Origin of the sequence: Persicobacter diffluens (assembly GCF_036244895.1) — a bacterium.
Lineage (GTDB): Bacteria > Bacteroidota > Bacteroidia > Cytophagales > Cyclobacteriaceae > Persicobacter > Persicobacter diffluens.
On sequence record NZ_BQKE01000003.1, the window covers coordinates 672926 to 697295 of the forward strand.

Genomic DNA, 24370 nt, shown 5'->3' on the forward strand with positions numbered 1-24370 from the left:
TAAGCCGAATTCTGCACCGTTAGGCTAGTTAATTTTACTAAAGAGGCTTGTTTTGGGTTTTAATAGGCCAAATTTAGGCTAGTTTCCTTACTCTGTATGATCAGCCTGGTTGGAGATAAATCGAAGTAGCAAAAATTCCTTCATTTTTACCGCACTACAGCTAAAGGAAGCGCTTACCCAATTATTTGCTGTTGAATTTATTGGGGTGACTCAAAGGGGCTGTTCTCAATTTGTTAAGGGTGCTTTTCTTTGGTTTTTAACGGTTCAAATTGGGGTAAGCCAACTTTCTCCTCATTTTTTAGCATCGCTGGAAAAAATTCAAAAATAGTAAACAGTCCTTCCTTTTTCTCACCTTGCGGCTAAATGAGGATTAAAGTATGAATAATTTGAATTTAAGCACCCATTACTCATTTTAAAAAAAAGCCCAGGTAAAATGATCTCCTGGGCTTTCACAAATATATTAGGTGGGATCTTTTTGTTCGCTTTTTAAATAGCTTTGGTCTGGTCGCTAGAAACTAAAATCCTCCCCATGGATTTTGTTCAGCATTTTCAAGGTTGCCGATATGGCCGCAGCCTGCTGATCCGCCTCCAAACCTCTGGTTTTAAATTCTTTTTTACCATCGGACCAGGTAATAATGTTTTCTACCAGCGCATCAGTATTTCCCCCTGGTGGAATATGAATGCGATAATTAGTCAGAATAGGTAGGTTAATGCTCAGGCCTTCGTAGATTTTTCGAACGGCATTCATAAAGGCATCATATAAACCATCTCCTGTGGCGGTTTCTTCATATACTTTGCCATCGATTTCAATTTTTAACATCGTGACCGGGTGCATATTGTGAACCAGGGTACAGTAATAGTTTAATATCTTTACTTTGCCTTCCACTCCATTACCCAAAACATCGGATACAATATATGGCAAATCATCCTGGGTAATGATGGATTTTTTATCTCCTAATTCCACTACCCGGCGGGTTACCTTATTCATTTTTTCGGACGAAAGGCTGATGCCTAAATCCTCCAGATTTTTTTGAATGGAAGCCTTTCCGGAAGTTTTGCCCAGTGCATACTCCATTTTCCGGCCAAATCTCTCAGGCAGTAATTCGTTTTTATACAAATTCCCTTTGGCATCCCCGTCCGCATGCACCCCACAAGCCTGGGTAAATACATTTTTTCCGACTAAAGGCTGATTATGCGGGGTTTCAATACCACTAAAAACGGCGACCATCTGAGAAATTTTATTCAGTTTTTTTTCCTGAACATTACATTCAAAATCAAGGTGATCCCTTAAACCAATAATGGAAGCCAGGGGTGTATTTCCGGTACGTTCTCCAAGTCCGTTTACCGTGCAGTGCAGGCCATTAATACCATTTTGGATCGCCGCAAAAGTGTTGCCTACCGCTAAATCATAATCATTATGGCAATGAGAATCAAAATGAATTCCCGGAAAGCGGCTTTGCATAGCCGTTAAATATTCTGCCATTAATAGGGGATTTAAAATACCCAGGGTGTCCGGTAACATAAATCTTTTGATGGGTTCATGCCGCAATGCCTCCATCAATTCAAAAACATAGTCCGGGGAATTTTTCATTCCGTTCGACCAATCCTCAAGGTAAAGGTTAACAATCATATCGGCCTCTACCGCAGCTTTGACCTCCCGCTTTATATCTGCTATATGCTCGGAAATGGATTTTTTTAATTGATTTTTCAGGTGGTGAAGCGATCCTTTACAAAGTAAATTTATCACCCGGCCTCCAGCATTTTGAATCCAGTTCAGGGACTTTCCACCATCAATAAAACCTAGAATTTCTACTTGATCTGAATAGCCATTGTTGGCAGCCCATTCTGTAATTTTGGTGACCGCAATGGCTTCTCCTTCACTAATACGGGCGGAGGCAATTTCAATTCTATCCACCCCAACTTCTTCCAACAGCAATTTGGCGATAGTTAACTTTTCTCCCGGCGTATAGGCCACTCCGGACGTTTGTTCCCCATCTCGGAGGGTGGTGTCCAATATTTCTAGTTTCATGATTGAAAAAAGTGTAGGTAATTCTCTAAAATAAGGCGAAAAATAATAAAAAACGCTTAAAAAACCATCAAATCTATTTGATTGGGTTTAAAAGTGGAAATATTATTTGTTGAAGGAGTGACTGATATTGGCCGCTTTATTTACACTATCCTATAAGCCGAAATATTCACCGCTACATTATGTGGTCTGACTTAAGTGACTTAAGCCGAATTATTTACCGCTAGACTTAGTGAATTGCTTTAACTGACTTATTATCATCTCACTACATTTATATCTGCTGATTTTTGTATGGCCCAAATTGGGGTAAGCTTGCTTTCTCCTCATTCATCTGTTTCGTTGGAAAAAACTTGAAATAGGAAACTATTCCTTCATTTTTTCCGCCTTGCAGCTAAAAGAGGATTGAAGCATAAATAATCCGGCTTAAGGAAGGGCTTCGCTTCCATTCTTTTATGGGAAAATGAGCTTTTTGATAAGTACAAATGACGAAATTTTCGACCCAGGTGCTCTCTAGCTTTTAACACTAGCTTTTAATACTGGCTTTTAAAACAGGTGAATTTCCTAAAAGCTCTTTGTGCGACTGGAGAATAAAATTTTCTCCATCATAGGCGTATTGGCAACGGTATCGCCTGGCCATTCCGGATGTAACAAAAGCGATATCCACTTTGAATAGATCGGTAACTTCATAGGAGGATACCTCAATGATTTGATTTTGTAGGGGTTGTATTTTTTGAGTTTTTGGAAAGCATAAACCCTCTTGATGCTGAATTAAATCCATGTCTTTTTGAAGTTTATCTTCCTGTTGTAAATAAGCTTTGAATTTTTCAATCCGCTCGATATTTTCCAATGCAATGTATCGTTGCGATGCATAAATTCCTTTACCTTCCGTACTGTTTTGTGGTTTTGTTATTGAAAAGTCAGAGGCGTATCTTTTGGTTATTAATTCATACCAATAAGCTTCAGAATTTTCAACTATGCCTTTCATCTCCAATGAAAAATAATAATTGAAGGCGGCTATTTCTCCTTTTGAAAATTGGTTAATTCTTGGGATCAGGGGTAGGATTTGTTGATGAATGCTCGCATAAGCCTCCTCTATTTCTTGTTCCAAATTTTGAGGTTGGCTCATGAAAGCTTTTATTTCCTGTAATTTACAATCATCCTCAAGGGCTAATTCCCAATGCCAATAACTATTCCCGCCAAAGGAAGGATGTTGTTTATAAATGGTGGCAATTTTTTGGGACAAAAATTTCACTTCACCTAAAGTAGCAACTTCCAGGTTTTCGATTTCTTCGGATTTTTGAAATTCAGTCACCACTTGGTAATGACCGAACCAGCCAATAATGCTCATTAGCATACCTATGCAGCAGATGGTTAGGATGGTTTTGGGTAAAAAATCCATTAAGCAATAGTGGTGAAGGGGTTAAAAGGCTTCGCAAACATAATCAAATTTTAATAACCGGAGAAGTGTCTTTCAAAATGTAGATGATAAAAAATAGGAAAAAAGTCGATACAGCGTATTATCCTTGCGTTTTGTGGCTTTTTGAGATATGCTGCAATAAGCTTGAGGTTGAAGTCTTCTTAAATTTAGGTGTGCTATTTTATTATATAGCGGTAAAGAATGCATTTGATCTCGGGCGAATGTTTTCTAAATGCAGTTTTTACATTAGTTTTGGATCTTAAAGAATAGGCATTGCAACCCTGGAATTCTTTGCTGGCAAGGTTTTGGTGAATTATTCCAATTTGGGTCGCTAAAAAATGATATTGATATTTAGATTAATGAGTTTAATATTTTTGCTTTTTACCAGTTTGAATTTTTGGTCATTGGATCAAGAGGAATGGTTGGCTCCTTCACCGGAGGCAAAAAGAACCGTTTATGATTTAGCAGATGTCCCTGTTTTTTTGGATGCCTCTAATGAAATGACGATTAGCGATATTTTGGAAGGAGAGGATAATTTGATTTTCACAGATTATGAAAAATTCGCTAAGCGTCAGTTTAGAACCGGTATTAATTATTGGGCAAAATTAAATATTAAACTCCCTGATGATGTAGGAGTTGGACGCATTTTGGAAATGCACGATCATAATATTTATGAATTGGAATTTTATCAAGTTTTTCCTGATGGTTCCTATACCTCGGTTAAAGAGGGTTCCTCCATCAAATGGCATGATCGGGAAATGGGGTATAAAAATTTCACTTTTCCTTTGAATGCTTCCAATGGAGAAAACCAGGTTATTTTCGTAAAGATAAGTTCCCCCTATCAGGTGGATACCCATTTTGCGATTAAAACTTATGAAGGTTTTTTGGAAAGGGCCGTTTCAGAATATGTGTTTTTAGGAGGGTACTATGGAATTTTCTTTCTCTTATTTATTTATTGTCTGGCTTCTTTCATTGGCTTAAGGGAGCGTTTGTACCTTTTATTTTTAGGCTATATCATCATGCTCGGCATCTATTTTTCGAGTCGTGATGGGCTGGGTTTTCAATATTTTTGGCCTTCGTTCCCAATATTTAATGTCTATTCCTTAAATATGGCCAAGTATGTTGGAATCATCATTGGCGGGGCATTTTACCTTTACTTTTTTAAGGTGGAAGGGGTTGTTAAGAATTATTGGCGATTTTTTTGGATGGGTTCATTGATTTGGACCGTGATTTTCCTTGTCGCGAATTATGCGGAATCACTGGTAATATTGTCCTATATCTTTGATTGGGTTCCGCCCTTTATTCTGGTGTTATTCTCAATTGTTAACTTCAGGAGGTCGAATAGTGCTTTTAAAATTTTAGCGATCAGTATCTTTATTTTGGGAGCAAGTTTGTTGATTAATGAAGGGGTTGTTAACGGGATTATTCCCTTTAATTTCTATACTCATTATTTTTTCAGGGTTGCTTACCTATTCCACGTGATCATGATATTTGTGGCTTTAGGGGATCGTTTGAGGTTAGCCAAATTGGCCCAGAAGGAAGCTTTGATCAAGTTAAATCAGGAAGAGATGGATAAGGCGGCTGCCCTGGAGGAACTTAATCAGCAGCAACAGGAAAACATAAAATTGGCCAATAAGGTAAATGAAGAGCTAGAACAAAAGGTGGCCGAACGGACGACGGAGATTAAAGCAAAGCAGGATGAACTAGAATTGGCCAATGAGGAGTTGGCGAAGCAGGCTGAACAAATCCACCAAATGAATATCTTGCTTGACACCGATAACTATAAGTTGAAAAAGAAATGGAAAGAAGAGCGGAGTAATCGGGTAAAGGCCAAACGACTGGAGTATGAAGAGTTTTTGGAATTATTTCCGGATGAACTGGCCTGTTATCGTCATTTGGAGAACATTAAATGGAGCGAGGGATATGAATGTCTAAAATGTGGAAATGAAAAATTCTTTAAAGGCAGTCAGAAATTTGCCCGGAGGTGTACCAAGTGTGGTTATAATGAATCAATAACGACCAATACGGCTTTCCAGGGGGTTAAATTTTCGATTCAAAAAGCCTTTTACATTGCCTATGTGGTAAACTCAAAGTTTGACATTACCCAGGATAAATTGGCGAAGATTTTGGATTTGAGAATTGGAACCGTTAATGCTTTCAATAAAAAACTGCAGGAATATGAACGAAAGCATAAGAACGAAATGGAGTTTTTATAAGGGTGGAATTTTAAGCCAAAGGCCTGAAATGCTCATCATTTTCAATGGGCTTTACCATAATAAGCCAGGTCGGTCATTCAAAACATTTTAATTACTATTCGGTCTCTCCATTTTCATTTATTCCTGTTAAAAAAAGAAATAAAAGATCAAGTGGGGGTTCGATTCTGGTAAACCGACAAGCCTGCTGCCATTAATGCGTTTTGATCAATTGGAGTGCAAAGCGGAAAAAATGGTATAATAGAGGTGGAGGTAAATGCGCTCGAAAGCAACACTCATGATTTTTCGCCGAGTGATCAGGGCCGTACGCTTGAAGGGAAAAATATTGCTATGTGAAGTCATTACTACTGTTCAGAAAAGTAGCCCAACGCAAAACAAGCACTCCAATCACAAATAACCTTTAGTGGAATTGGATCTTTCTTATTTATGGTCTGTTGGTTATTTTGTGAAATAGCCGTGTCATTTTCCATTGAGGCGGTCCTGCCGGTACCTTTTGTACAAATAATCACTCTTGCCAAGGCCTTGCAGGCGGTAGGAGATTTTCAAGGTGAGTGGAAGGAGCAAATCTGGTAATCTGCTTTCTTGTTCTCGACCATCAATGAGATCAGTGCTTGAAATGCGAATACCAGCCTCTCCACTGATTTTCCAAATATCATTGATATTGTAGGTAATTCCTCCACCGAGGGGAAACATAATGGTTCCCACGGGTAAATTAATCGGGGCACCATCCTCCTTTCGGATAATTTCCTGTTCCCCATTGACCGTCCTTTTCGGGGTATAGGACATATAACCTATACCGGCGAAAAAATACAAACTAAAATAGCGCCTGCTTTTTAGATGTTGGAGATTATTGAAAATGTGTTGATTAAATCCCACCCAGGCATCCCATCCACTGGTGTTGACTTTAATCTCATTTGCCTGATTATTGATTTGACTTAATTGCAAATTGAAATAACTTCCATCCAGCCGAAGGTTGAACCGATTGGAAATATCATATTCCAATCCTACCCCTAAACGTGGATTCAAATAATTATTCTGGGCTGCAGGCTGATAAGGCTTTCCAAATTCTCCATAATAGGTGTTCAGGCCAACAGTAAGATTTATTTTAAATGGGCTGCGAGGGGAGGTATGATAAGCATACCCTTTTTTAGACATTCTACCACTTTGAGCATAAGCGAATTGCGTCAGGCATAAAAAAAGGAGGGAAAAGAAGCGAGAAAGCGTCATGTGTAAGTTTTGTATTTCATGAAGATAAAAACTCTGCCGACAAAAATAAATTTTATCCGTGAAGGAAGGGAAAATCTGATGAATGACCATATGTGGGAAATCGGCTGAAAATGTCTTTTATTCAAAACAAGTCGATTTTTAAGGAATCCGATACTTTTACTAAATGTATCTGTTTAGTAAGCCAAATGTTTGCCCGTTTTTTTAACCACCCGCTTATTTTGAGGACAGTTTTAAAGTTTTTCTCATGAGCAAATTCAATTTTTTATTTTTTCTAATCCTCGGCTTTTTAGGGGGGATCAAACCCCTTTGGGCATGTACCAATTTGATTGTAACAAAAGGGGCTTCCACTGATGGCTCGACCATGCTTTTTTATGCCAATGATGGGGAATATGTTCCCGTATTGCCCATTCATAAAGCCGGAACATGGAGCGAGTCAGATAGTCTGGAACTGATTTCATGGCCAAATGGTGTTCGATGTAATATTCATCAACCAAAAAATAGTTTTCATGCAGTAGGTTACCATATGAATGAATACCAGGTGGCCATTGGTGAAACGACCTTTGGGGGGCGTCATGAATTGCACAATAAGAAGGTGGCGCAAGAGTACTGGCATTTAATGGAGGAAGCAGTGCGTAGAGCCAAAACGGCGCGAGAAGCGGTGCAGGTCATTATTGATCTGGTTGCGCAATACGGCTATGGTTCCGAAGGAGAAAGTTTTAGTATTATTGATCCGAATGAAGCCTGGTTATTGGAGATGATTGGTCGTGGGGAAGGGGAAGATGGCGCTTTGTATGTGGCACAACGCATTCCTGATGGGACCGTGTTGGCGCATGCGAATCACAGTCGAATCGGTACCTTTCCTTTAGATGATCCCGAGAATTGTTTGTATTCAGCGGACATTATCGAGTTTGCGATTGAAAAAGGCTATTTTAACCCGAAAGCGGGCAAAGCTTTTGAATTTAATACCGCTTTTGATCCGGTGAATCCGGCCAAGCTGAGGTATTGTGAAAGTCGGGTGTGGAGCCTGTATAATCGTATAGCACCCTCCCTCCAATTATCTACCGATTATTGCCGTGGGGTTCAGGGAGCGCAGGCCTATCCGCTTTGGATTCAGCCTGATGAATCGCTTAGTCTGGAAGATGTAAAGCATCTGGTGCGCGACCACTATGAAGGAACCCCCTGGGATATGCGCAAAGGAGTAGCCGCGGGGCCATATGGTTCTCCAAATTATGCCCGACCCATGACCTGGGAAGTGGATGGGCAGGCTTGTTCCTGGGAGCGACCGATTTCCACACCCGTAACGGCTTATAGTTTTATTGCCCAAGCGAGAGGCCATCTGCCCAATGAAATAGGGGGAATTATGTGGTATGGTTTAGATAATAATTATATCAATGTTTATTTGCCGGTATATGTGGCATCAACCAGGATGCCGGAAGCATTTAATAATGGTGATATCAATAAATTTTCTTGGGAGTCTGCCTGGTGGGTTTTTAATTTTGTAGGAAACTATGTGAATTTACGTTATGAGGATATGATCCTGGATGTTCAAAAGGAACAGGGCAAATTGGAAACCGAATTATTGAAGTCGCAATTGGGCCTTGAAGCTCGGGCCCTAGTCTTAATTCAACAAAATAATCAGGAAGAAGCAATAGCAATGCTAACAGCCTATACTCAGGAGAAAGCGCAGCAGGTGATGGCTTCCTGGAAAGCCCTGGGAGAGTTTTTAATCATGAAGTATAACGATGGCTATGTAAAAGATCAGGAATTACGGATCAGACAGCAAAAAGGTCGCGAATCTTATTACCGTAATGCGCTGCAAAATGATCCGCAAAGAGCTTTACCTGTCTGGGAAGATCAGGAGGGGAACAAGGAGCCGCATAATTATTAAGGGGTTCTTTAAATCAGGCTGTTAAATATCAAAATTCAAAAAGCAATCTCAGGTTTGGGTGTGCTTCGGGTTTTTATTCAGGTAAAATCACCTGTGCGCTTCATTAATTTAACAGCCTGCTTTAAGGCGAATTATTCACTACTATATTTAATTCACCGCCTAAAAGGTTTGTTTGCAAGGGGTTGAGGTTGATTTTACTTATATTTTAATAGTCCAAATTTGGATAAGCTTGTTTTTTTCTCATTCATCTGCTTTTTGGGATAAACTCGAAATAGGGTACAATTACTTCATTTTTACAAGCATAAAGCCAAAGGAGAATCTGGGTTTGAATATTTTGGTGATTATAATTAATTGATAACAAGTATCTTTTGTTGGTAAGCCATTTTTATTTCAATTTTTATTGATGCTTCCCTTTTCTGATTTCGAAGCTAAAGGGTGCGTTTAATAATTCCATATTTATTTTGATTCCCGTTAACCCGAAGTATTCACCCCTAAATTAATTGCCTTAATCTAAGTGGCTTATAACCACATTGTTAATAGTTGTTTTCTTGCTTGATATTAGTTCGAATTGGGGTAAACTTGCTTTCTCCTTATTCAACGGTTTCGTTTGATAAAACTGTTAATAGAAAAATTTCCTTCATTTTTCCGCCTCGTGGCTAAACGAGCATTTAAGAATGTATAATCCGGCCTATGGAACGCTATGATTTTTCAGGAAATAGCAGGTATTTTAGAAAATATGCAGTAATTTTTGGACATTATTAAATTTGGTATGATGAGTATAGGTTATATATGGACCGCTCATTTAAAAAATATATGGAAGAAAACCTTCGGATTATTCGTAACTGTTTGGTGATTATTACAATTGTCTTAATCGCTGTGGTTCTTAGTAGCCTTTCCTCTCTTTTTATTCCGCTGGCAATGGCGTTGTTTTTGGGGATTTTGTTACAGCCTTTGATGGATCTTTTCAGTAAATGGAAATTCCCCACTTTTCTTTCCATTAGCCTGATATTGACAATGCTCATTTTATTAATGGGATCATTTGGAGCAGTGGTAGTGAATACCGGTCAGCAATTTGGACAGGAGAGGGCCAAATACTTTCGTCAAATTCGCGACAAGCTCGATAGTATTGTTGGGGGAATTGAGCGCTTTCCCGGGATTAATGAGCTGGATTTGAGTTCGATTTTTGAAGAAATTTCCAATCTGATTTCATTTGAAAAAATATGGAATAGTGCGGAAGTATTGTTGGGAGCAGTAGGGGATTTTGGTTCTTCCTTTGTGATGACGCTTCTATACCTGATGGCGCTTTTAGGGGGCTCCATTGAGTATCAAAATTATTTAAACAAATTGCAAAGCTCAGAGAAGGAACACAAGCATGATGATGGCGTATTTGCTAAGAACTTTGATCGTTTACAGAAATCTATTGTGACCTATATAAAAGTAAAGTCCGGAATTTCTTTGTGCACCGGGATTTGTGTGGGCTTGTTATCGTGGTTTTTTGGGGTAGACTTTGCGGTTTTTTGGGGATTTTTGGCTTTTGTGCTCAACTTCATTCCCTCAATTGGCTCCATAATCGCGACCATTCCACCGATTTTATTAGGGCTGGTTCAAATTGATTCCACTTTGAGCCTGGTGTTCTTTGCTTCCATCCTGATCGCCATTCAATTCTTTTTTGGAAATGTATTGGAGCCAAGAATGCAGGGAGAAAGTTTATCTTTAAACACCGTGACGGTGATATTTGGTCTGGTTTTATGGGGATACATATGGGGAATTACGGGTATGTTGCTATCAGTCCCTTTAATGGTGATTTTTAAAATGTTGATTTCAATGGTTCCGGGAACAAGTCTTTTGGTAAAATTGATGGAAGGTGGTGAAGAAGGACCTATCGTGGAAAAAATACCGGAGGACCTTTGACATTGAATCGGAGCGCGTGAAGATTTTAAATCAGGCGTACAGCCTGTGCGCTTAGCGCGTGTTGAAAAGCGCACCATCTGGCTGCAAAATCGAATTATTGGAAGCGATTCTCGATTATTTTGAAAAGGATACCATTGCTATTGTTGAGAAATTAGCCAAAATCGCTTTTGTTAGTATTCAAATTTTCGCTTTTTAGACACGCTCTCAGTCACTACCCTCAGTTAAAAGATAAGCATTATCAGGATCTTTTTTAATGAGGTTAATGAAATCCTGAATCAAATCATTGGCGATGGTGACGGATAAATGATAATGGACAATTTTCCATTCTCCATTTAATTTTTCCAATACAGCCGATCCGCGGCAAACGCCCATCCAGGTATATAATTTTTCATCCATCCATGCAGTTTTTTGGTCTTTACTGAAAAAGACGTGTTGATCGAATGGTTTGAAATCCCAGGCTTGTTTACGGTCAAAATAGGGCTGGGCAAATTCCTTAAAATCGGCTTTGGTCCAATGTTCTGATGCATCTGTTCCAATAAAGATGCTATTGGGACTCATTAGTTTGAAGTAGCCTTCACTATTGGCTTCCCTGGCATACTGATGCCAGCGATTCATTACCCTTATAATGTCATCTTGCTGTGCTAGCGTACTTAAGGAAGAAACGAGCAAGGCAAATAGTATATATAGTTTTCTCATAAGGATAAATTATTTATTTTGTTCAATATAAGCAAAAACTAAAAATTATGGGCAGCGCCATTTTTGATCAGGAAATCGATCGTTCCAATACCCGAACGGTAAAATATGAATTGCGAAAAGCTTATTTTGGCAAAGAGGATGTGGATCCGCTTTGGGTGGCTGATATGGATTTTGCTTGCCCCAAGGAGGTGCAGGAGGCGGTGATGAAGCGTGCTGCGCATCCTATTTATGGCTATCCCATCGCTGATGATGAATTTAAGAGGGCAATTGTGAATTGGAATTTAAACCGGCACCAATGGAAAATTGAAACCGATTGGATACATAATCTTCCGGGAGTCGTACCTGCTTTGGTGGTGGCCACTTTAGCTTTTTCAGTTCCTGAGGATGAAATCATTGTTCAACCTCCGGTGTATTTTCCTTTTTTCGATGTGGTGAAGGGGCTGAACAGGAAATTGGTTCAAAATCCTTTAACCCTCGAAAATGATCAATATCGTATGGATTTTCAGGATTTGGAAAGTAAAATTACAGCCCGAACGAAAATCATTTTTTTGTGTAATCCTCATAATCCCTCCGGGAAAATGTGGGATCAGAACAGTTTAAACCGTTTAGGGGAAATTTGCAAAAAGCATGATATTTTGGTGGTCTCTGATGAAATTCATGCTGATTTAACCCTTTGGGGAAACCAGCATGTGCCCACTGCCAGCGTGAGTGAAGTTTTAAAAGAAAGAACGATTACGGCCATGTCAGCGAGTAAATCTTTCAATTTAGCCGGTTTATCCTGTGCTTATACCGTCATTGCTAATGCTTCAATCAGGCATCAATTTTACAAAATGCTGGAGGCCACTCACCTTTTCATTGGAAATGTTTTTGGGATTGAGGCTACCATAGCGGCATATAAAGAGGGAGAGACTTGGCTAAATGATTTGACTGCTTATTTAGAGGGAACCATATTAGAGATGGAGGAATATGTGGAACGCGAAATACCAGATTTAAAGTTAATGAGACCCGAGGCAGGCTATTTGGTATGGTTTAACTTTGAGGCATTCGGAAATCCGGCCAGCATTCGGAGAGCCCTCATTGAGGCTGGGGTTGGGCTGAGTGTTGGCGCTTCCTTTGGGAAGGAGGGGATGGATTTTCAAAGAATGAATATTGCCTGTCCAAGGCATGTAGTGATGCGAAATATGAAGCGAATTAAGGAGACTTTATTGACAGGTAAACATTTATAAGTAAAAAAATACTATTTATATAAACTGTCCTATTTAAAATTGAAATATCTGCATATTTGTTAATCAATTTCTTTAACCGATTGGATATTCCTTTTTGCGGTGTAGCTATTAAAGAGTAGGTTAATGTTTGCTTGGGGCAATGCCCTTAGGGACATTTCCGCACGACTAAATCGATTGTAGGACTGAATAAAGTATCGTTGAAATGATAGTCAATGACCTCAAATTGCCAAAATTTTTTGCTCCGCTTAATCATGTTCAACTCATTAATTAATAAACCCCTTGGACCACTGATTTCAACAGTATCAATTCTGGAGTTGAGGTCTCCGGTGAAATTAATTACAATTCCCGGTCCGGATTCTCCTTTTCGGTTAAGTCGAATAGCGCTGGAATTGGATTGATGACTGATTTCACCTTTTAAGTTCTCATATTTTGTGATTATTTGATCGAGCAGCAATTTTACAGAACATCTGGATTGTTGATCTAGCATATATTGTTGTTGTTTGTTGCTTATATTACGTTTTTTGGGTCGCTGAAGTCTCTGTTTTTCGAAGTATTTTTTTTGGCTGTAAATAAGAAAAAATTATCATGATTTTGTATAAATATGTATTTCTTGCCTCAAATTTTGAAAAACTTTAATTAGTGTGTGTATTCTTTTATATTGCATGAGGCGTGCCATATTAAATTTCGAACTTATTTTTACTCTAAAGTTTAAATAGCTCATGTGTTTCCATGCTAATGTAAAAGCCTCCGCTCAACAGATTAGTGAGCGATTTGACCTACAAATACCCATGGGGCTTCATTTTCCCAAACTTTTTCATGTTTCCGGCTTTCGTTTCCCCAATTTGCCGGTAGCATTGTCGGAAGCGCCAACAAAATTAAACCTTGCTGCCTGGGGATTGATTCCCTCCTGGGTTAAATCGGCAGAGGATGCACGAGCGATAAGGTCAAAAACCTTAAATGCCCGATCAGAATCTATTTTTGAAAAAGCATCATTTCGGGATTCGGTAGGGCCACAGCGTTGTTTAATATTTGCTACAGGTTTTTTTGAATGGAAATTGGTCGGTAAAAAGAAGTTTCCTCACTTCATTTATTGTAAAGACCAATCCATTTTTGCTTTTGGTGGAATCTATCAGAAATCTCCCTTTTCCGAGGAGAATAATTTATCAGTGACTTTTTCCATCGTTACCACTCCTGCTAATGAGTTAATGGAAGATATTCACAACACCAAAAAAAGGATGCCCCTCATCTTGCCTTTTGATCAAACAAAAGCATGGTTAGACCAAAGCCTTTCCAATTCCAACATTCAGTCTATGATGAAACCATATGAAGGTAAAATGGGAGCTCATCCTGTAGCTTTGAATTTGAAATCTTCGGATGCGGCGGGTCCGGAAGTGATGAACCCAGTGAATTACCCTGAATTGAATTTTATTCAGGGGAGTTTATTTTAGGGGGCTCTTGCAACTTTTTTTGTTTGGATGGCAGTCGAGTACCCTGCTTTTTTTTCTGCCGTTTATTCATTTTGAAGGAGAGGTAGAGTAGTCCAAAACTGATATGGAGTCCAATAACCATTATCCACCAAGAGGTATAAAATCCAAAAAGTTTGATCGATTGCAAACCCAAATTATGGCCGAATAAATGAGCAAAGGAAAAAGCAATGGCATATAAAGCCATATATTCTCCTTGTTTTTTCCCTGCCGCCCTTTCCATGGCCACCGCATTAGAGAATGGAAACATGAGCATTTCTCCAATACTTAATAATGCCATACCTGCGGCTAGCCAGGCAAAATTGGGTCCAAATATTAATACCAGAAAACTACCGATCACCATGAAGCCTGAAATATTCATAATCAGTAGCTTGGAAAGCTTTTTATTCTTTTCCAGTGCGTTGACCAAAGGCATCTCCAAAATAAAAATTATTAATCCGTTCATGGACATTAATAGACCAATGGTTTTTTCACTAAAAAGGTGATTTTCTCTGTAAAATAAAGGGACCGTACTGAAATATTGAATGAAAATAATGCTGAATAATGCGAGTGAAAGCATAAAAACCAAATAGGGCTGATCCCGGTAAGGGGAAGCACTTCCCTGTTTTTCATATTTTGCATTACTTCTTACTTTTTTAGTTTGAAGAGCAATCCCAAAATACATGGCAGCCAGCATGCAACTGATACCGTCCACCCAAAATAAAGTCGAATATCCCCATTGACTGATCAGCAAGCCACCAGTTGCCGGGCCAATAGAAAAGCCTAAATTGATAGCCAGGCGGATTAAGGTGATGGATCTGGTTTTATTTTCCTTCCTGCTATAGGCATCTATGCCTACAAAAAGTGCCGGACGAATCAGGTCCGTTAAGAAACTCACCAAAAAGAATCCCAGGCACAGTGAGGGAAGGCTTTCCAGGTTTTTCAAGAAAATTAAGCCAATACCTCCTCCAAAAAGACTGAGGAGAATCACGGGGTAAAAGCCAATTTGGTCGGTCATTTTTCCTCCCACCAAAGACCCTAATACAGACCCTATTCCAAATGAGGTCATGATCCAGCCCACCTGCCCGTAAGTAAATCCCATTTTTTCGGTGAGGTATAAAGATAGAAAGGGGATAACCATGGCACCGGCACGGTTAATTAAGGAAACTCCAGCGAGTATCCAGATTTCTCTTTTTAATCCCTGAAAGGATAGTAAGTAGTGCTGAAAAAGGTGGGGCATGAAGTGGGATATCTTTTGCTTGTATACGGCAGTTGTTGACAGTGGTATAATAAATTATCTATAGGTTCTCCCTGCTTTGGCGTGTTAACCAAACTTCATGATGTAAGGTCGATTATCTTCCAAGTTCGAAAACACTAAAATTTAAGTCGGATTATTCAGTTTTAAATCCTTGTTTAGCTACAAGGCAGGTAAAAGTGACGACATAATTTACTTTTTCGAGTTTTTTCAGCGAAGCAGAGGAAGGAGGAGAGAATAAGCCTAATCAAATTGGGTACAGTTGAAAATTAGCAAAAATAAGCGTAAGGCGTTGATAACTAATTCACAGGAATAATCTTCCCATGTCAGCGTTGAGGAATTCAGGTTTCATCACTTTGGAGGATGTTTAAAAGCACATCATCCGGCTGCAAATTCGAATTATTGGAAGCGATTGGGATATTTTCTCAACTTTAGCGATGCTATTTTTTCAAAATAATCTTTTATCGCTGCTGCAATCATCAAATTTTCGCTGAGCATTTTGGTTTATAAACACCCTCTTACCTAAACAGGGGTACCATAATTTTGTGTGTAAATCAGCCGACCTTCCCTCGAATTAGTGGTATTCATTTTAGGTTGGGGCTGCATTTTTTACGATTTTTTAGGTAAGGAATTTGACAGAAGTGTTCAGAAGGCGGTTCAAATGCAAAAATAAAATGATTTAAAGGGAAGTCATTTGCTAAGGCGGAAAATTCAAGCCGCGTATGATATTGTTGTGAATTATTCTTTTTTCACCCTTTAGATCTTCGATATTTTCAGAACTTTCCCTGTTGTTATTCCGAATTAATAAATAGTTATATCCTTTAGCGCTTAAACCAAACTTATGATGGTCCGAATAATTAACCTCCTGAGCCTGTTCGTATTTATAGGCATTTTTTCTTGTAGCTCTGATGACGAAGGGGATAATAACCCCAGTCTGCCTGAAGATGAAGCACGCTATCAGGCCACTTTTACGATGAATTGGTCTGCGGACAATTATCCTACCGACTACCCCGGAGGAGCACATTTTTCTCCTTTAGTGGGTTGGTCCCATAACACTAATACCAATTTTTTCGCCATAGGAACACTGGCTTCCCCAGGCATAAAAAGCATGGCCGAAACCGGTGCGACCTCCACCCTGGAATCTGAAATAAATGATCGTATTGATTCAGGAGAAGGAAAGGAGTTGATTTTGGGAAGTGGCCTATCCTCTGGTACAGGAGAGATTACGGTTGAATTTACGATTTCAAAAAATTATCCCAACGTTACCTTGGCCACCATGATCGCACCTAGTCCGGATTGGTATGTGGCCGTGGTGAATCTTAATTTGGTGAACGCCGGGGAATTTATTGAAGACAGAACGGTAGTGGCTTATGCCTACGATGCCGGTACGGATGATGGGCTGAGCTATGGGTCTCCCAATGACGCGTCTGAACCTCCTTTGGCCATCGAATTAATTATTGATGCACCCTTGGGGAATGGAACTTCAGTAATTCCGGATATTGCTTTAGTCAATTTTAAAAAAATCAACTAACCAGCATAATGAGCCCGGTAACTGCCGCCACTGCCCCCGAAATGCTAACAATAAAAGCAGTAATGATTTTATTCGTTTTCATAATGTTTGAATTTGGTGGATTATATCGGGCTAAAATTTTGTCATTTTAAAGCCAATCTAATTTCTTTTTCAAAACGTTTTGCTGTTTTCGTTGTTGTCCTGGTTTTGACGAATGCATGTAATATCTTTTGTAATCCTCTCTTTTTTAATACAAAGCTTTAAGTCAGGATGTATTCAGAATATAGTTGCTTCAATATTTTGGCTAATTCCATATTAAATTGGGATAAAGGGGCTGCTGTAGTAAAGATCAATTCCATTTGTTCATAGTCCAATAACTTGTATTTTTGCGCCCTATGCGGAATTTTATGGATATGAATACCCTGAAAAAGGGTAATTTTGCTTTGGGAGTTAGGATTACTTTAGCGACAGTATTACCAGTATTTTGGGGCTTTTATTCCTCGGATTGGAACACCGCTGTGCCCATTACTTTGGGCGCGCTGGCGTTGGGACTATCGGATTCTCCTGGAATTTTTAAAGAGCGTATTTTAGGTCTGACGCTCAATATCTTTTTATTAGGAATTACCATTTTTATCACCGGTTTATTAAGTAGTTCCTTTTGGTTTTTGGTGATCTGGATGGTTTTCGGGGCATTTATTTGGGCAATGATGGCGGTATATGGCAACCGCTATGCTGTAATGGGAAACGCCATGTTAATAGGGGCGAGCTATATAATGTCCACAGGAAAAACGGTGGAGGGGACGGTATTCTGGACCCAATGGATGATCGCCGGTGCTACATTTTATTGGTTGATTTGTATTGTTTTGGGTAGATTTGGGCGTTATCGAGGAGCGGAGGAGAGTTTAAAGTCTGCTTTTGATACCCTTAGTTCCTTTGCATTGCTGCGGGCGAGCCAGTTAGGGAAGGAGCCGGCGCAGGATCAGGAAATTTTAGATCAAAGAATTAAAGTGATCAATGCCCTGAATCGTTGTCGAACGGAATTATTGGACCGAAGAAAAGGATTGAAGGGTGGAACAAAAAGAGGGCATAAACTCGGGTTGGTACTCTGGCATTTGGTAGACATTTTTGAGATGATGTCCGCTACCCATATTGACTTGAAAAAATTGCATACCACCTTTGTAGGCACAAAAATCATGAGTCAGCTTGAAGGGGTGATTTATGAATATGCGCAAAGCCTGCAACAATTGGGGGACCTCCTTCCGGCGGGCAAGGCTTTTTCTAAATATCAGGACAAGAATGAATGTCTGGATCATATTTTTGACGAAGTAAATCGACATAAACTCAACGATCTGGAGGAACTGGCGGTAGAGGAATTTGTGGCGACAAAAAATATTATTCGCAATCTTCGCGAAATAAATTGGCGTTTGGATCGCATTTGCAGGATTAGCACGGGTGATACTTCTTTGGAAAAAGAAGCTATTGATTTTAAGAAATTTGCTACAGATTCCGCTCCGCGTGATCGTTTTCTGGCGGAAATGAATATTCACTCTCCATTTTTTCGCCATGCTATTCGGTTGTCGGTAGCAGTGCTTTTCTGTATGGTATTGGGCCACTTTTTAGGGATGGAACAATTGTACTGGATGGTGTTGACCGTCATTGTGATAATGAAACCCAATTTTTCAGAGACCAAAAAACGAACCTTTGAGCGGTTTGCCGGTACGGTTCTTGGCTGTGGAATTGCTTCCCTCTTATTGACTATTTTTGAAGGGAATCCCATCGTATTGCTGCTTTGCCTGACTATTTTGTCAATGGGCTCCTTCATGTGGTTGGGAAAAAATTATGGTTTTGGCGTTTTGTTCCTGACTCCTTACGTTTTGATCCTTTTTTCCTTTGTAGATGAGCAAAGCTTTCATCTCATAGGAGTACGTTTCTGGGATACCTTGATAGCCTCTGTCATTGCCTTTGGGGTTAATTATCTGGTCCTGCCGAATTTTCAAAAATTGTCCATGTCCAGTCATGTTCAGGCCATGGTGGTTTCCATGAGAAAATATTTGGCTTCTTTTTCCAAAAGCTTTTTACAAGGGGAAACACAGGAGACTTACAAGCTTGATCGTAAGCAGGTGCAGTTGGCACAGAGCAAACTTAATGTGGCATTTCACCAAATGCTTACGGAGCCAAAATCAAAACAGCGCCGGATTGATGAAGTATATGCTTTGGTTATTCATACCGGAAACTTATTAGCTTCCATGAGTACGCTAGCGATTTATGCAGAAAAAATGAGCGGAAAATATAAGGATTTTGGAATGGAGAAAATCCGGAAAGCTATCCTGAGGGAATTTGACGATTGTCTGATGATCCTGCAAAACTGGACGGAATTAGAAGAAGATGAAGAGCAGCAGTGGGAGTTATTTGACCAAATGAAACAACAACTCGAACTTATCCAGGAGCAGCGTTTGAGTGAAATCCGATCTGGAAACTGGGATTCAGATAATCAACAGCGATTGGCTGATTTCCAATTGTTATTCGACCAGTGGGGTTCAGTTTACCGACAGGCACATGGATTAAAACAACTTTGCGCCAATTTTGTCAAAGCTGGATAAGCCTTTTATATCAGAAAGGAATCAAGATCATTTAAATTCGAGCCCTGTAGCGTTCACCCGAAATATATATTTAAATCTACGTTTAGTTGCAAAGCTGGAAAATGAAAACATTTTTCCGTTTTCATTTTTCACCGACTAAGGAGATAAAGGTGGGGAAGTAAGCTTAGTTAATCTGGGGCTAAATGAAAATCAGGGAGAGTGCCTTTGGTAAAAAAAAAGAACCCTCAATTGATGAATTGTATCTGCTGGTGCAGCATTCGGCTTAAGGCTAAAAAGGAGGCTGGGGGGAATAAGATTTAATGCAAGTAGTAAAGAAGACTTAAACGCAACCCCAGCCTCAGAACAAGTATATTTAATTTTTCAGGAAATATCAAACAATAAATGGCTTCTCATTAAAATGAAATATACCGCCAACATCAACCAAAGGCCCATCATATAATGCTTTCCATTCAATTCGGTGTTTTTCCAAAGCCTGCAATAATGGCTGATATATGGGGTATTTTTCCGGATTTCCCATGATATACAAAGTCTGATGAACGAAGCCCATAGTTCCCCCCAAAAAACCATAGGGGTAAGGTGGTAGAATGATTTCCTTGGGCGATTGAAGACAAACTTTTTTACTGCTAAGCGCTTTAGCAATACCGGCATCTGAGGTAATCCATAAATCCTTTACTTTTATCAGCGAGCAACGGCTATAGGCTTGTGGTAAAGGGAGGAAATTTTTGTCTGCCGTAAGTTTTAAAATGGCAGCGTCTGTAAAGCCGGCTTTGTGGGCAATTTCGGTGGTAGTTACCACACAATTATAAAGGGTAGTTTCCTCTAAACTTTCGCCAACCGGCCGCTCTCCTTTAATATAAGGGATATTCGCTTCAGTGAATTGTTGCAGGTACAGGGCAGGGATGTTTGGCGCTACAATTATAGTGTGTGCCAATGGGCAAATAAATACATCCGGATGTCCGGAAATTGCCTCATAGGTGATTCCCTTAGTGGAAAAAGGCAATACTTCCTCAATTTTTGCTAAGTTTGTTATGGCCTCTTGGGGCGCACGTGCATCCACGATGATCATGCTATGCTGTTAAATTTGATCTACAGTTTATGAAAAAATTTTTACTATTGGCTAGTTTTTTGATTCTTTTGCTCACCTTAGTGGTCATGCTTTCCACAGAACGAGCATCTGATAATGCCGCTTTCCATGCTGTAAATGCTCATGTGTATTCTGATCAAGAGCGTTTGGCCATCTTAAAATATTTTGATCAGATTGATATTCGGGACGATGGTACAGTGGTCGACAAAGAATCCGGAGGAGCCTATTTTTCCAAAACGGAGACGGATATTTATGTGGCGGCTTTCAGTCGTTATTGGTTGGAACAGGGCTTTGTGATGGAAAGCCGAAAAGGTACACAGGATGGCAATACTTATTTAGTACCTTTTTCTCATCCTTTAAAAGGTACACGCGCGATATTGGTCAAGCGAATTTTAATGGAGTATAAGATTAGAATTCAATAATATTGAACTGATTTTCTACATGCCCGTATTTTCCTTATTGGTAGAATAAGCGAATTTTTTTCCTGATGAATGGAAAAGTTTTGGTCTTTTGCCGAAAATTCTTCCTTTTATCCTTCATCCTTTTGGTTTGTCCCTCAGATTTTTACTAAATACTTTGTGATTTTTGACTTTTCTTAGTTTTACTTGCATCGATCGTAATTTTTCATTCGTCATGTTCTGGGCATAATACTATCTTTTGGGGAAACTTTGGTCGTTGATTAGGCAAGATGTCATCAGGCATTTGAGCTATAATCTAATTTTGACTATGAAAAATGTTTCTCAAGCTTTTGCCCTTATGCTGCTCTCTTTAAGCCTATATAGCTGTGAGGAAGGCTGGACAGAAATTGCCCCACCCACGACCGAGGATCTATTGACAGATAAAACACTGGTATTTCCCATTTCAAAAGGAACTTTTTCATTTTCTGATATTTGGAATACCATGCAGGATTCCACCTCAGGATTTGAATTGGAGGCAATAGAGGGGAATTATCAGCTATCCCAGGAATCTGATTTCAATTTTGAATCTATTATCGATTTCGAAAACGTTCAGTCAGAGCGTTCAGGATATTTCTCCGCCTTTGATTATGACGGTCGTAGTTTATATGCCGCTTACCGGCTTCCTTTGCTGTCGGAAGATCAGACCTATATTGAACAATTAGGGGAATTAGAATTTGCCGGAGGTCATTTATTTATCCGCCTGGACCATAAGGACTTCAAGGATTTGAAAGGACAAATTACCCTTGGATTTGATCAACCACTGGTAATTCCTTTTTCAGATTTTGGGGATGAGAATCAAATAAGCATTGAGCTGAAGGAACAGGTCATTTTCGGACAGGAGCAGGAATCAGGGATATATCTGCCTGTTAAAATGGAAGTTTTCGCCAATTTGCAAAGCATTCCGCATTTATTTCACCCCATTACGATCAGTCTCCATACACAAGAAATTCAGGTGGCAAATCTTCAGGCTCATTTTGGGAATTTTGAACGTTCTTTTGTCCAAAAGATCGAAAAGCCTGTTTTAGAAGAGGGAATTGCACTCGGAGCGGTTTCTCTTGCTTTGGAAATGGAAAATTCCTCTGAACTTCCACTGACTTTTGACCTTCTCCTCCAAAGCGAGGAAGGTAGTGTACAATGTTCCCCGGACGGCCCTGTTCAGCAAGGCAGCTGGCATGATTTATTAACACAGGAGAATTCGAATTTATTGCCGATCATCAATGGAGCAGGGGAGCAAATTGAGCTTATATGTAATTTGAAAGTCGAAGGACAGGGAGCGGGCTTACTATCTTTTTCCAGGAATGATCAGGTCAATATGGACATGGAAGTGGCCCTGCCGTTCTCGCTAAAGGTGGAAGACCTTTCCTATGAGTTTATACAGCCGCTGGAGAGCTTATCCTTAGAAGAATACAATTTAGATCGGGCGGTTATTTTATTCTCGGGATATAATTCCATCCCTTTAGGAGTGGAACTACAAATTGAGCTTTTAGATGAAGCCAAAAATGTAGTCGGAAAATTAAGTCCGGAGGATTTCTGGCTGGTGGAGCAGGAGCAAGATAGTGTTCGGGCATCGGTCTTAATTGAAAGCGAACAACTGCATTTATTACAGGACGCCAGTCAGATGGCATTTCGGATGGTGTTCAGTTCTTCTAAAATTCAGGATGATTTTGTTCAGCTACGAGACGATCAGTCAATGGAGATTAATATTGGTATGATCGCAGAAACCCACTAAAGCCCTTAATTATGAAATTTCTTAGTACCATTTTGGGGCTTTTTCTAAGCCTGAATACATTTGCTCAGTTTCAAAAGACGCTTTATCAGTTTGCGCCTAATGATCTCGTCGCTACTCATAATATTAACCCTGCTTTTCAACCGAAGGGTAGTTTTATTATAGGATTGCCCGTATTGAGTCAGACCTCAGTTAATCTTCAGTCTCCGGCACCCTTAGGACAAATATTCCCCATGCAGGGAGGTGTCCGCAATATTTCTCTGAGGAATAGTGTACAGCATTTACCAGATATTTCAGAGACTTACGTAATGAGTAATGTGAACCTGTTTACCCTGGGGGGAAGTATGGAGGATAATACTTTTCTGTTTTCATTGGACATTCGTGGTATGAGCCGGCAAAGAATGTCCCGGGATTTTGCAGAATTATTATTATTGGGCAATGCCTCTAACCTGCCCATTGATGAGATCATGGCGGGAAGTGCAGTTCCTAATCAACAGAAGTCATTGTTATTTGAAAGTCAAAATATGGCTTTTATGCAATTGGCTTTTAGTGATAGTCGGAAAATTTCAGATCGGCTTCGGTTAGGTTTCAGACTTAAATTACTTTGGGGAATGGGTTATCTTGAGACCTCCCCGATTCAAGGAGTGTATCAGTTTGATGGCCAGGATTTCTCCTCTACTCTCTCGTTAAATGATGCTGAAATTAATGCTTCCGGAGTAGTAGCCCCGATTAAGTTTCTGGAAAATTATAAAATTGAAAATAAACTGATGCAGGGGAATTTTGGGGCAGCATTAGATATTGGAACTCAGATCAAGATTTCTGAGCGTTGGGAAGTGAATGCCGTTGTGCAGGACATAGGTGCTATTGGCTGGACCTTGCATGGAAGTAAGGTGACTTTGGAAGGTGGGGATTATTTCATTGAGGGCCAAAGCCTGGATTTAAATCAGCCCGAAGCGAATGTTGGGCAAAGCGACTTTGACTTACAAACTTTTATACAAGAGGAAGTCAATATGGATACTATCGCCTCTCAGTCCTTCACAGAATGGTTGCCACAAACGGTTTACCTTGGAACCAGGTACCAGCTAGGGAATAAGCAGTGGGTTGGAATTACAGGAATGGGTTATTTTCGCAAAGGCCGAATGAATTATGCCTTGACGGGTTTCTATGATTTAAGGTTGGGTTCGATGATGTCTGCCATGGTATCTACTTCCTACAGTGAGTTACAGCAGCTTACTTTTGGTGGAGGACTCCGATTTAATTTAGGGCCTATGCAGTTATATGCGGTGACAGATGATATAGGGGGAATATTGTACCCATCAAAATTTCAATCTTCGGGCTTTACTTTAGGAGCTATGTTTACCTTTGGAAGAAAACAAAAGTTTAAAGCGCAGGAAGAGGAATTTGATTATGATGACATTTAATCTCCATTATTTAAGTTAAATCTTAGTGTAGCGGTAAGGGGCGGGAAAATGAAGGGTTAATTTTCTGTTTCGAGTTTTTTACAAGGTAATAGCTAAAGGAGGAAAACGCCGGTTTATCGCCCAAATGGGACTATTAAAAAGACAGTGAATGCATTCAAAAAATATAGATAAAGACGTTTTGAAAGTGACTTCTAAAATAAGGTGCTAACAATTCCATTGAAGTGTAGGATTTTTTCGGTTTATAGGTCC

General features: G+C 39.6%; 17 protein-coding genes. 10 read left to right on the top strand and 7 right to left on the bottom strand.

Features of this window, described 5'->3' with window-relative positions:
- Positions 1 to 508: 508 nt before the first annotated feature.
- Together AAA970_RS22005 and AAA970_RS22010 are read right to left on the bottom strand one after the other, a co-directional pair.
- A complete protein-coding gene (locus AAA970_RS22005) occupies positions 509 to 2029 on the bottom strand; it encodes an alpha-isopropylmalate synthase regulatory domain-containing protein (RefSeq protein WP_338239030.1) in 1521 nt (506 codons plus the stop codon).
- A gap of 520 nt (positions 2030 to 2549) precedes the next feature.
- Positions 2550 to 3425, bottom strand: coding sequence for a hypothetical protein (locus tag AAA970_RS22010; RefSeq protein WP_338239031.1), 876 nt, complete (start codon positions 3423 to 3425; stop codon positions 2550 to 2552).
- Positions 3426 to 3802: 377 nt separating this feature from the next.
- Between AAA970_RS22010 and AAA970_RS22015 the strand changes: the two genes are divergently transcribed.
- Positions 3803 to 5659: a 7TM diverse intracellular signaling domain-containing protein gene (locus AAA970_RS22015; RefSeq protein ID WP_338239032.1), complete on the top strand. Its 1857-nt coding sequence runs from the start codon at positions 3803 to 3805 to the stop codon at positions 5657 to 5659.
- Positions 5660 to 6115: 456 nt separating this feature from the next.
- On the opposite strand, the gene AAA970_RS22020 is transcribed toward AAA970_RS22015, so the two are convergent.
- Entirely contained in the window at positions 6116 to 6883 is a 768-nt protein-coding gene (locus AAA970_RS22020) for a hypothetical protein (protein ID WP_338239033.1), read from the bottom strand.
- 244 nt (positions 6884 to 7127) lie between these two features.
- On the opposite strand from AAA970_RS22020, the gene AAA970_RS22025 reads away from it, so the two are divergent.
- Together AAA970_RS22025 and AAA970_RS22030 are read left to right on the top strand one after the other, a co-directional pair.
- Positions 7128 to 8771, top strand: a complete 1644-nt coding sequence (locus AAA970_RS22025) for a dipeptidase (RefSeq protein WP_338239034.1) — start codon at positions 7128 to 7130, stop codon at positions 8769 to 8771.
- A gap of 813 nt (positions 8772 to 9584) precedes the next feature.
- On the top strand, positions 9585 to 10682 hold the full coding sequence (locus AAA970_RS22030; RefSeq protein WP_338239035.1) for an AI-2E family transporter: 1098 nt from the start codon (positions 9585 to 9587) through the stop codon (positions 10680 to 10682).
- Between the two features lie 204 nt (positions 10683 to 10886).
- Here AAA970_RS22030 and AAA970_RS22035 read toward each other — a convergent pair whose 3' ends face one another.
- Positions 10887 to 11378 carry a nuclear transport factor 2 family protein gene (locus tag AAA970_RS22035; protein WP_338239036.1) on the bottom strand — a complete coding sequence of 164 codons (492 nt, stop codon included), beginning with the start codon at positions 11376 to 11378 and terminating at the stop codon, positions 10887 to 10889.
- Positions 11379 to 11425: 47 nt separating this feature from the next.
- Between AAA970_RS22035 and AAA970_RS22040 the strand changes: the two genes are divergently transcribed.
- Entirely contained in the window at positions 11426 to 12604 is a 1179-nt protein-coding gene (locus AAA970_RS22040; RefSeq protein ID WP_338239037.1) for a MalY/PatB family protein, read from the top strand.
- A gap of 145 nt (positions 12605 to 12749) precedes the next feature.
- On the opposite strand, the gene AAA970_RS22045 is transcribed toward AAA970_RS22040, so the two are convergent.
- Positions 12750 to 13091 carry a hypothetical protein gene (locus tag AAA970_RS22045; RefSeq protein WP_338239038.1) on the bottom strand — a complete coding sequence of 114 codons (342 nt, stop codon included), beginning with the start codon at positions 13089 to 13091 and terminating at the stop codon, positions 12750 to 12752.
- Positions 13092 to 13323: 232 nt separating this feature from the next.
- On the opposite strand from AAA970_RS22045, the gene AAA970_RS22050 reads away from it, so the two are divergent.
- Positions 13324 to 14052, top strand: coding sequence for an SOS response-associated peptidase (locus AAA970_RS22050; protein WP_338239039.1), 729 nt, complete (start codon positions 13324 to 13326; stop codon positions 14050 to 14052).
- Here the strand turns inward: AAA970_RS22050 and AAA970_RS22055 are convergent.
- The gene (locus tag AAA970_RS22055; RefSeq protein WP_338239040.1) at positions 14030 to 15307 is read right to left on the bottom strand and encodes an MFS transporter; all 1278 of its coding nucleotides are present in this window, start codon (positions 15305 to 15307) and stop codon (positions 14030 to 14032) included. The two genes, AAA970_RS22050 and AAA970_RS22055, sit on opposite strands and share 23 nt — an antisense overlap.
- Positions 15308 to 16163: 856 nt before the next feature.
- Between AAA970_RS22055 and AAA970_RS22060 the strand changes: the two genes are divergently transcribed.
- Together AAA970_RS22060 and AAA970_RS22065 are read left to right on the top strand one after the other, a co-directional pair.
- Positions 16164 to 16853 carry a spondin domain-containing protein gene (locus AAA970_RS22060; protein ID WP_338239041.1) on the top strand — a complete coding sequence of 230 codons (690 nt, stop codon included), beginning with the start codon at positions 16164 to 16166 and terminating at the stop codon, positions 16851 to 16853.
- Between the two features lie 374 nt (positions 16854 to 17227).
- Complete coding sequence (locus tag AAA970_RS22065; RefSeq protein ID WP_338239042.1) at positions 17228 to 19432, top strand: FUSC family protein; 2205 nt, start codon at positions 17228 to 17230, stop codon at positions 19430 to 19432.
- A gap of 370 nt (positions 19433 to 19802) precedes the next feature.
- Here AAA970_RS22065 and AAA970_RS22070 read toward each other — a convergent pair whose 3' ends face one another.
- Entirely contained in the window at positions 19803 to 20498 is a 696-nt protein-coding gene (locus AAA970_RS22070) for a DUF6873 family GME fold protein (RefSeq protein WP_338239043.1), read from the bottom strand.
- 29 nt (positions 20499 to 20527) lie between these two features.
- On the opposite strand from AAA970_RS22070, the gene AAA970_RS22075 reads away from it, so the two are divergent.
- From AAA970_RS22075 to AAA970_RS22085, 3 genes are all read left to right on the top strand, one after another.
- Positions 20528 to 20938 (top strand): hypothetical protein, encoded by a 411-nt coding sequence (locus AAA970_RS22075; RefSeq protein ID WP_338239044.1) that lies wholly within the window; start codon positions 20528 to 20530, stop codon positions 20936 to 20938.
- Positions 20939 to 21242: 304 nt separating this feature from the next.
- Positions 21243 to 22703, top strand: coding sequence for a hypothetical protein (locus AAA970_RS22080; RefSeq protein ID WP_338239045.1), 1461 nt, complete (start codon positions 21243 to 21245; stop codon positions 22701 to 22703).
- 11 nt (positions 22704 to 22714) lie between these two features.
- Positions 22715 to 24121 carry a DUF5723 family protein gene (locus tag AAA970_RS22085; protein ID WP_338239046.1) on the top strand — a complete coding sequence of 469 codons (1407 nt, stop codon included), beginning with the start codon at positions 22715 to 22717 and terminating at the stop codon, positions 24119 to 24121.
- The last annotated feature ends 249 nt before the right edge of the window (positions 24122 to 24370 follow it).

Bases quoted from the DNA above. Each gene is read 5' to 3' on its own strand.
- AAA970_RS22005 (WP_338239030.1), bottom strand. From the start codon at position 2,029: ATGAAACTAGAAATATTGGACACCACCCTCCGAGATGGGGAACAAACG.
- AAA970_RS22010 (WP_338239031.1), bottom strand. From the start codon at position 3,425: ATGGATTTTTTACCCAAAACCATCCTAACCATCTGCTGCATAGGTATG.
- AAA970_RS22015 (WP_338239032.1), top strand. From the start codon at position 3,803: ATGAGTTTAATATTTTTGCTTTTTACCAGTTTGAATTTTTGGTCATTG.
- AAA970_RS22075 (WP_338239044.1), top strand. From the start codon at position 20,528: ATGAAAAAATTTTTACTATTGGCTAGTTTTTTGATTCTTTTGCTCACC.
- AAA970_RS22050 (WP_338239039.1), top strand. From the start codon at position 13,324: ATGTGTTTCCATGCTAATGTAAAAGCCTCCGCTCAACAGATTAGTGAG.
- AAA970_RS22040 (WP_338239037.1), top strand. From the start codon at position 11,426: ATGGGCAGCGCCATTTTTGATCAGGAAATCGATCGTTCCAATACCCGA.
- AAA970_RS22020 (WP_338239033.1), bottom strand. From the start codon at position 6,883: ATGACGCTTTCTCGCTTCTTTTCCCTCCTTTTTTTATGCCTGACGCAA.
- AAA970_RS22055 (WP_338239040.1), bottom strand. From the start codon at position 15,307: ATGCCCCACCTTTTTCAGCACTACTTACTATCCTTTCAGGGATTAAAA.
- AAA970_RS22045 (WP_338239038.1), bottom strand. From the start codon at position 13,091: ATGCTAGATCAACAATCCAGATGTTCTGTAAAATTGCTGCTCGATCAA.
- AAA970_RS22080 (WP_338239045.1), top strand. From the start codon at position 21,243: ATGAAAAATGTTTCTCAAGCTTTTGCCCTTATGCTGCTCTCTTTAAGC.
- AAA970_RS22085 (WP_338239046.1), top strand. From the start codon at position 22,715: ATGAAATTTCTTAGTACCATTTTGGGGCTTTTTCTAAGCCTGAATACA.
- AAA970_RS22065 (WP_338239042.1), top strand. From the start codon at position 17,228: ATGCGGAATTTTATGGATATGAATACCCTGAAAAAGGGTAATTTTGCT.
- AAA970_RS22060 (WP_338239041.1), top strand. From the start codon at position 16,164: ATGATGGTCCGAATAATTAACCTCCTGAGCCTGTTCGTATTTATAGGC.
- AAA970_RS22070 (WP_338239043.1), bottom strand. From the start codon at position 20,498: ATGATCATCGTGGATGCACGTGCGCCCCAAGAGGCCATAACAAACTTA.
- AAA970_RS22030 (WP_338239035.1), top strand. From the start codon at position 9,585: ATGGAAGAAAACCTTCGGATTATTCGTAACTGTTTGGTGATTATTACA.
- AAA970_RS22025 (WP_338239034.1), top strand. From the start codon at position 7,128: ATGAGCAAATTCAATTTTTTATTTTTTCTAATCCTCGGCTTTTTAGGG.
- AAA970_RS22035 (WP_338239036.1), bottom strand. From the start codon at position 11,378: ATGAGAAAACTATATATACTATTTGCCTTGCTCGTTTCTTCCTTAAGT.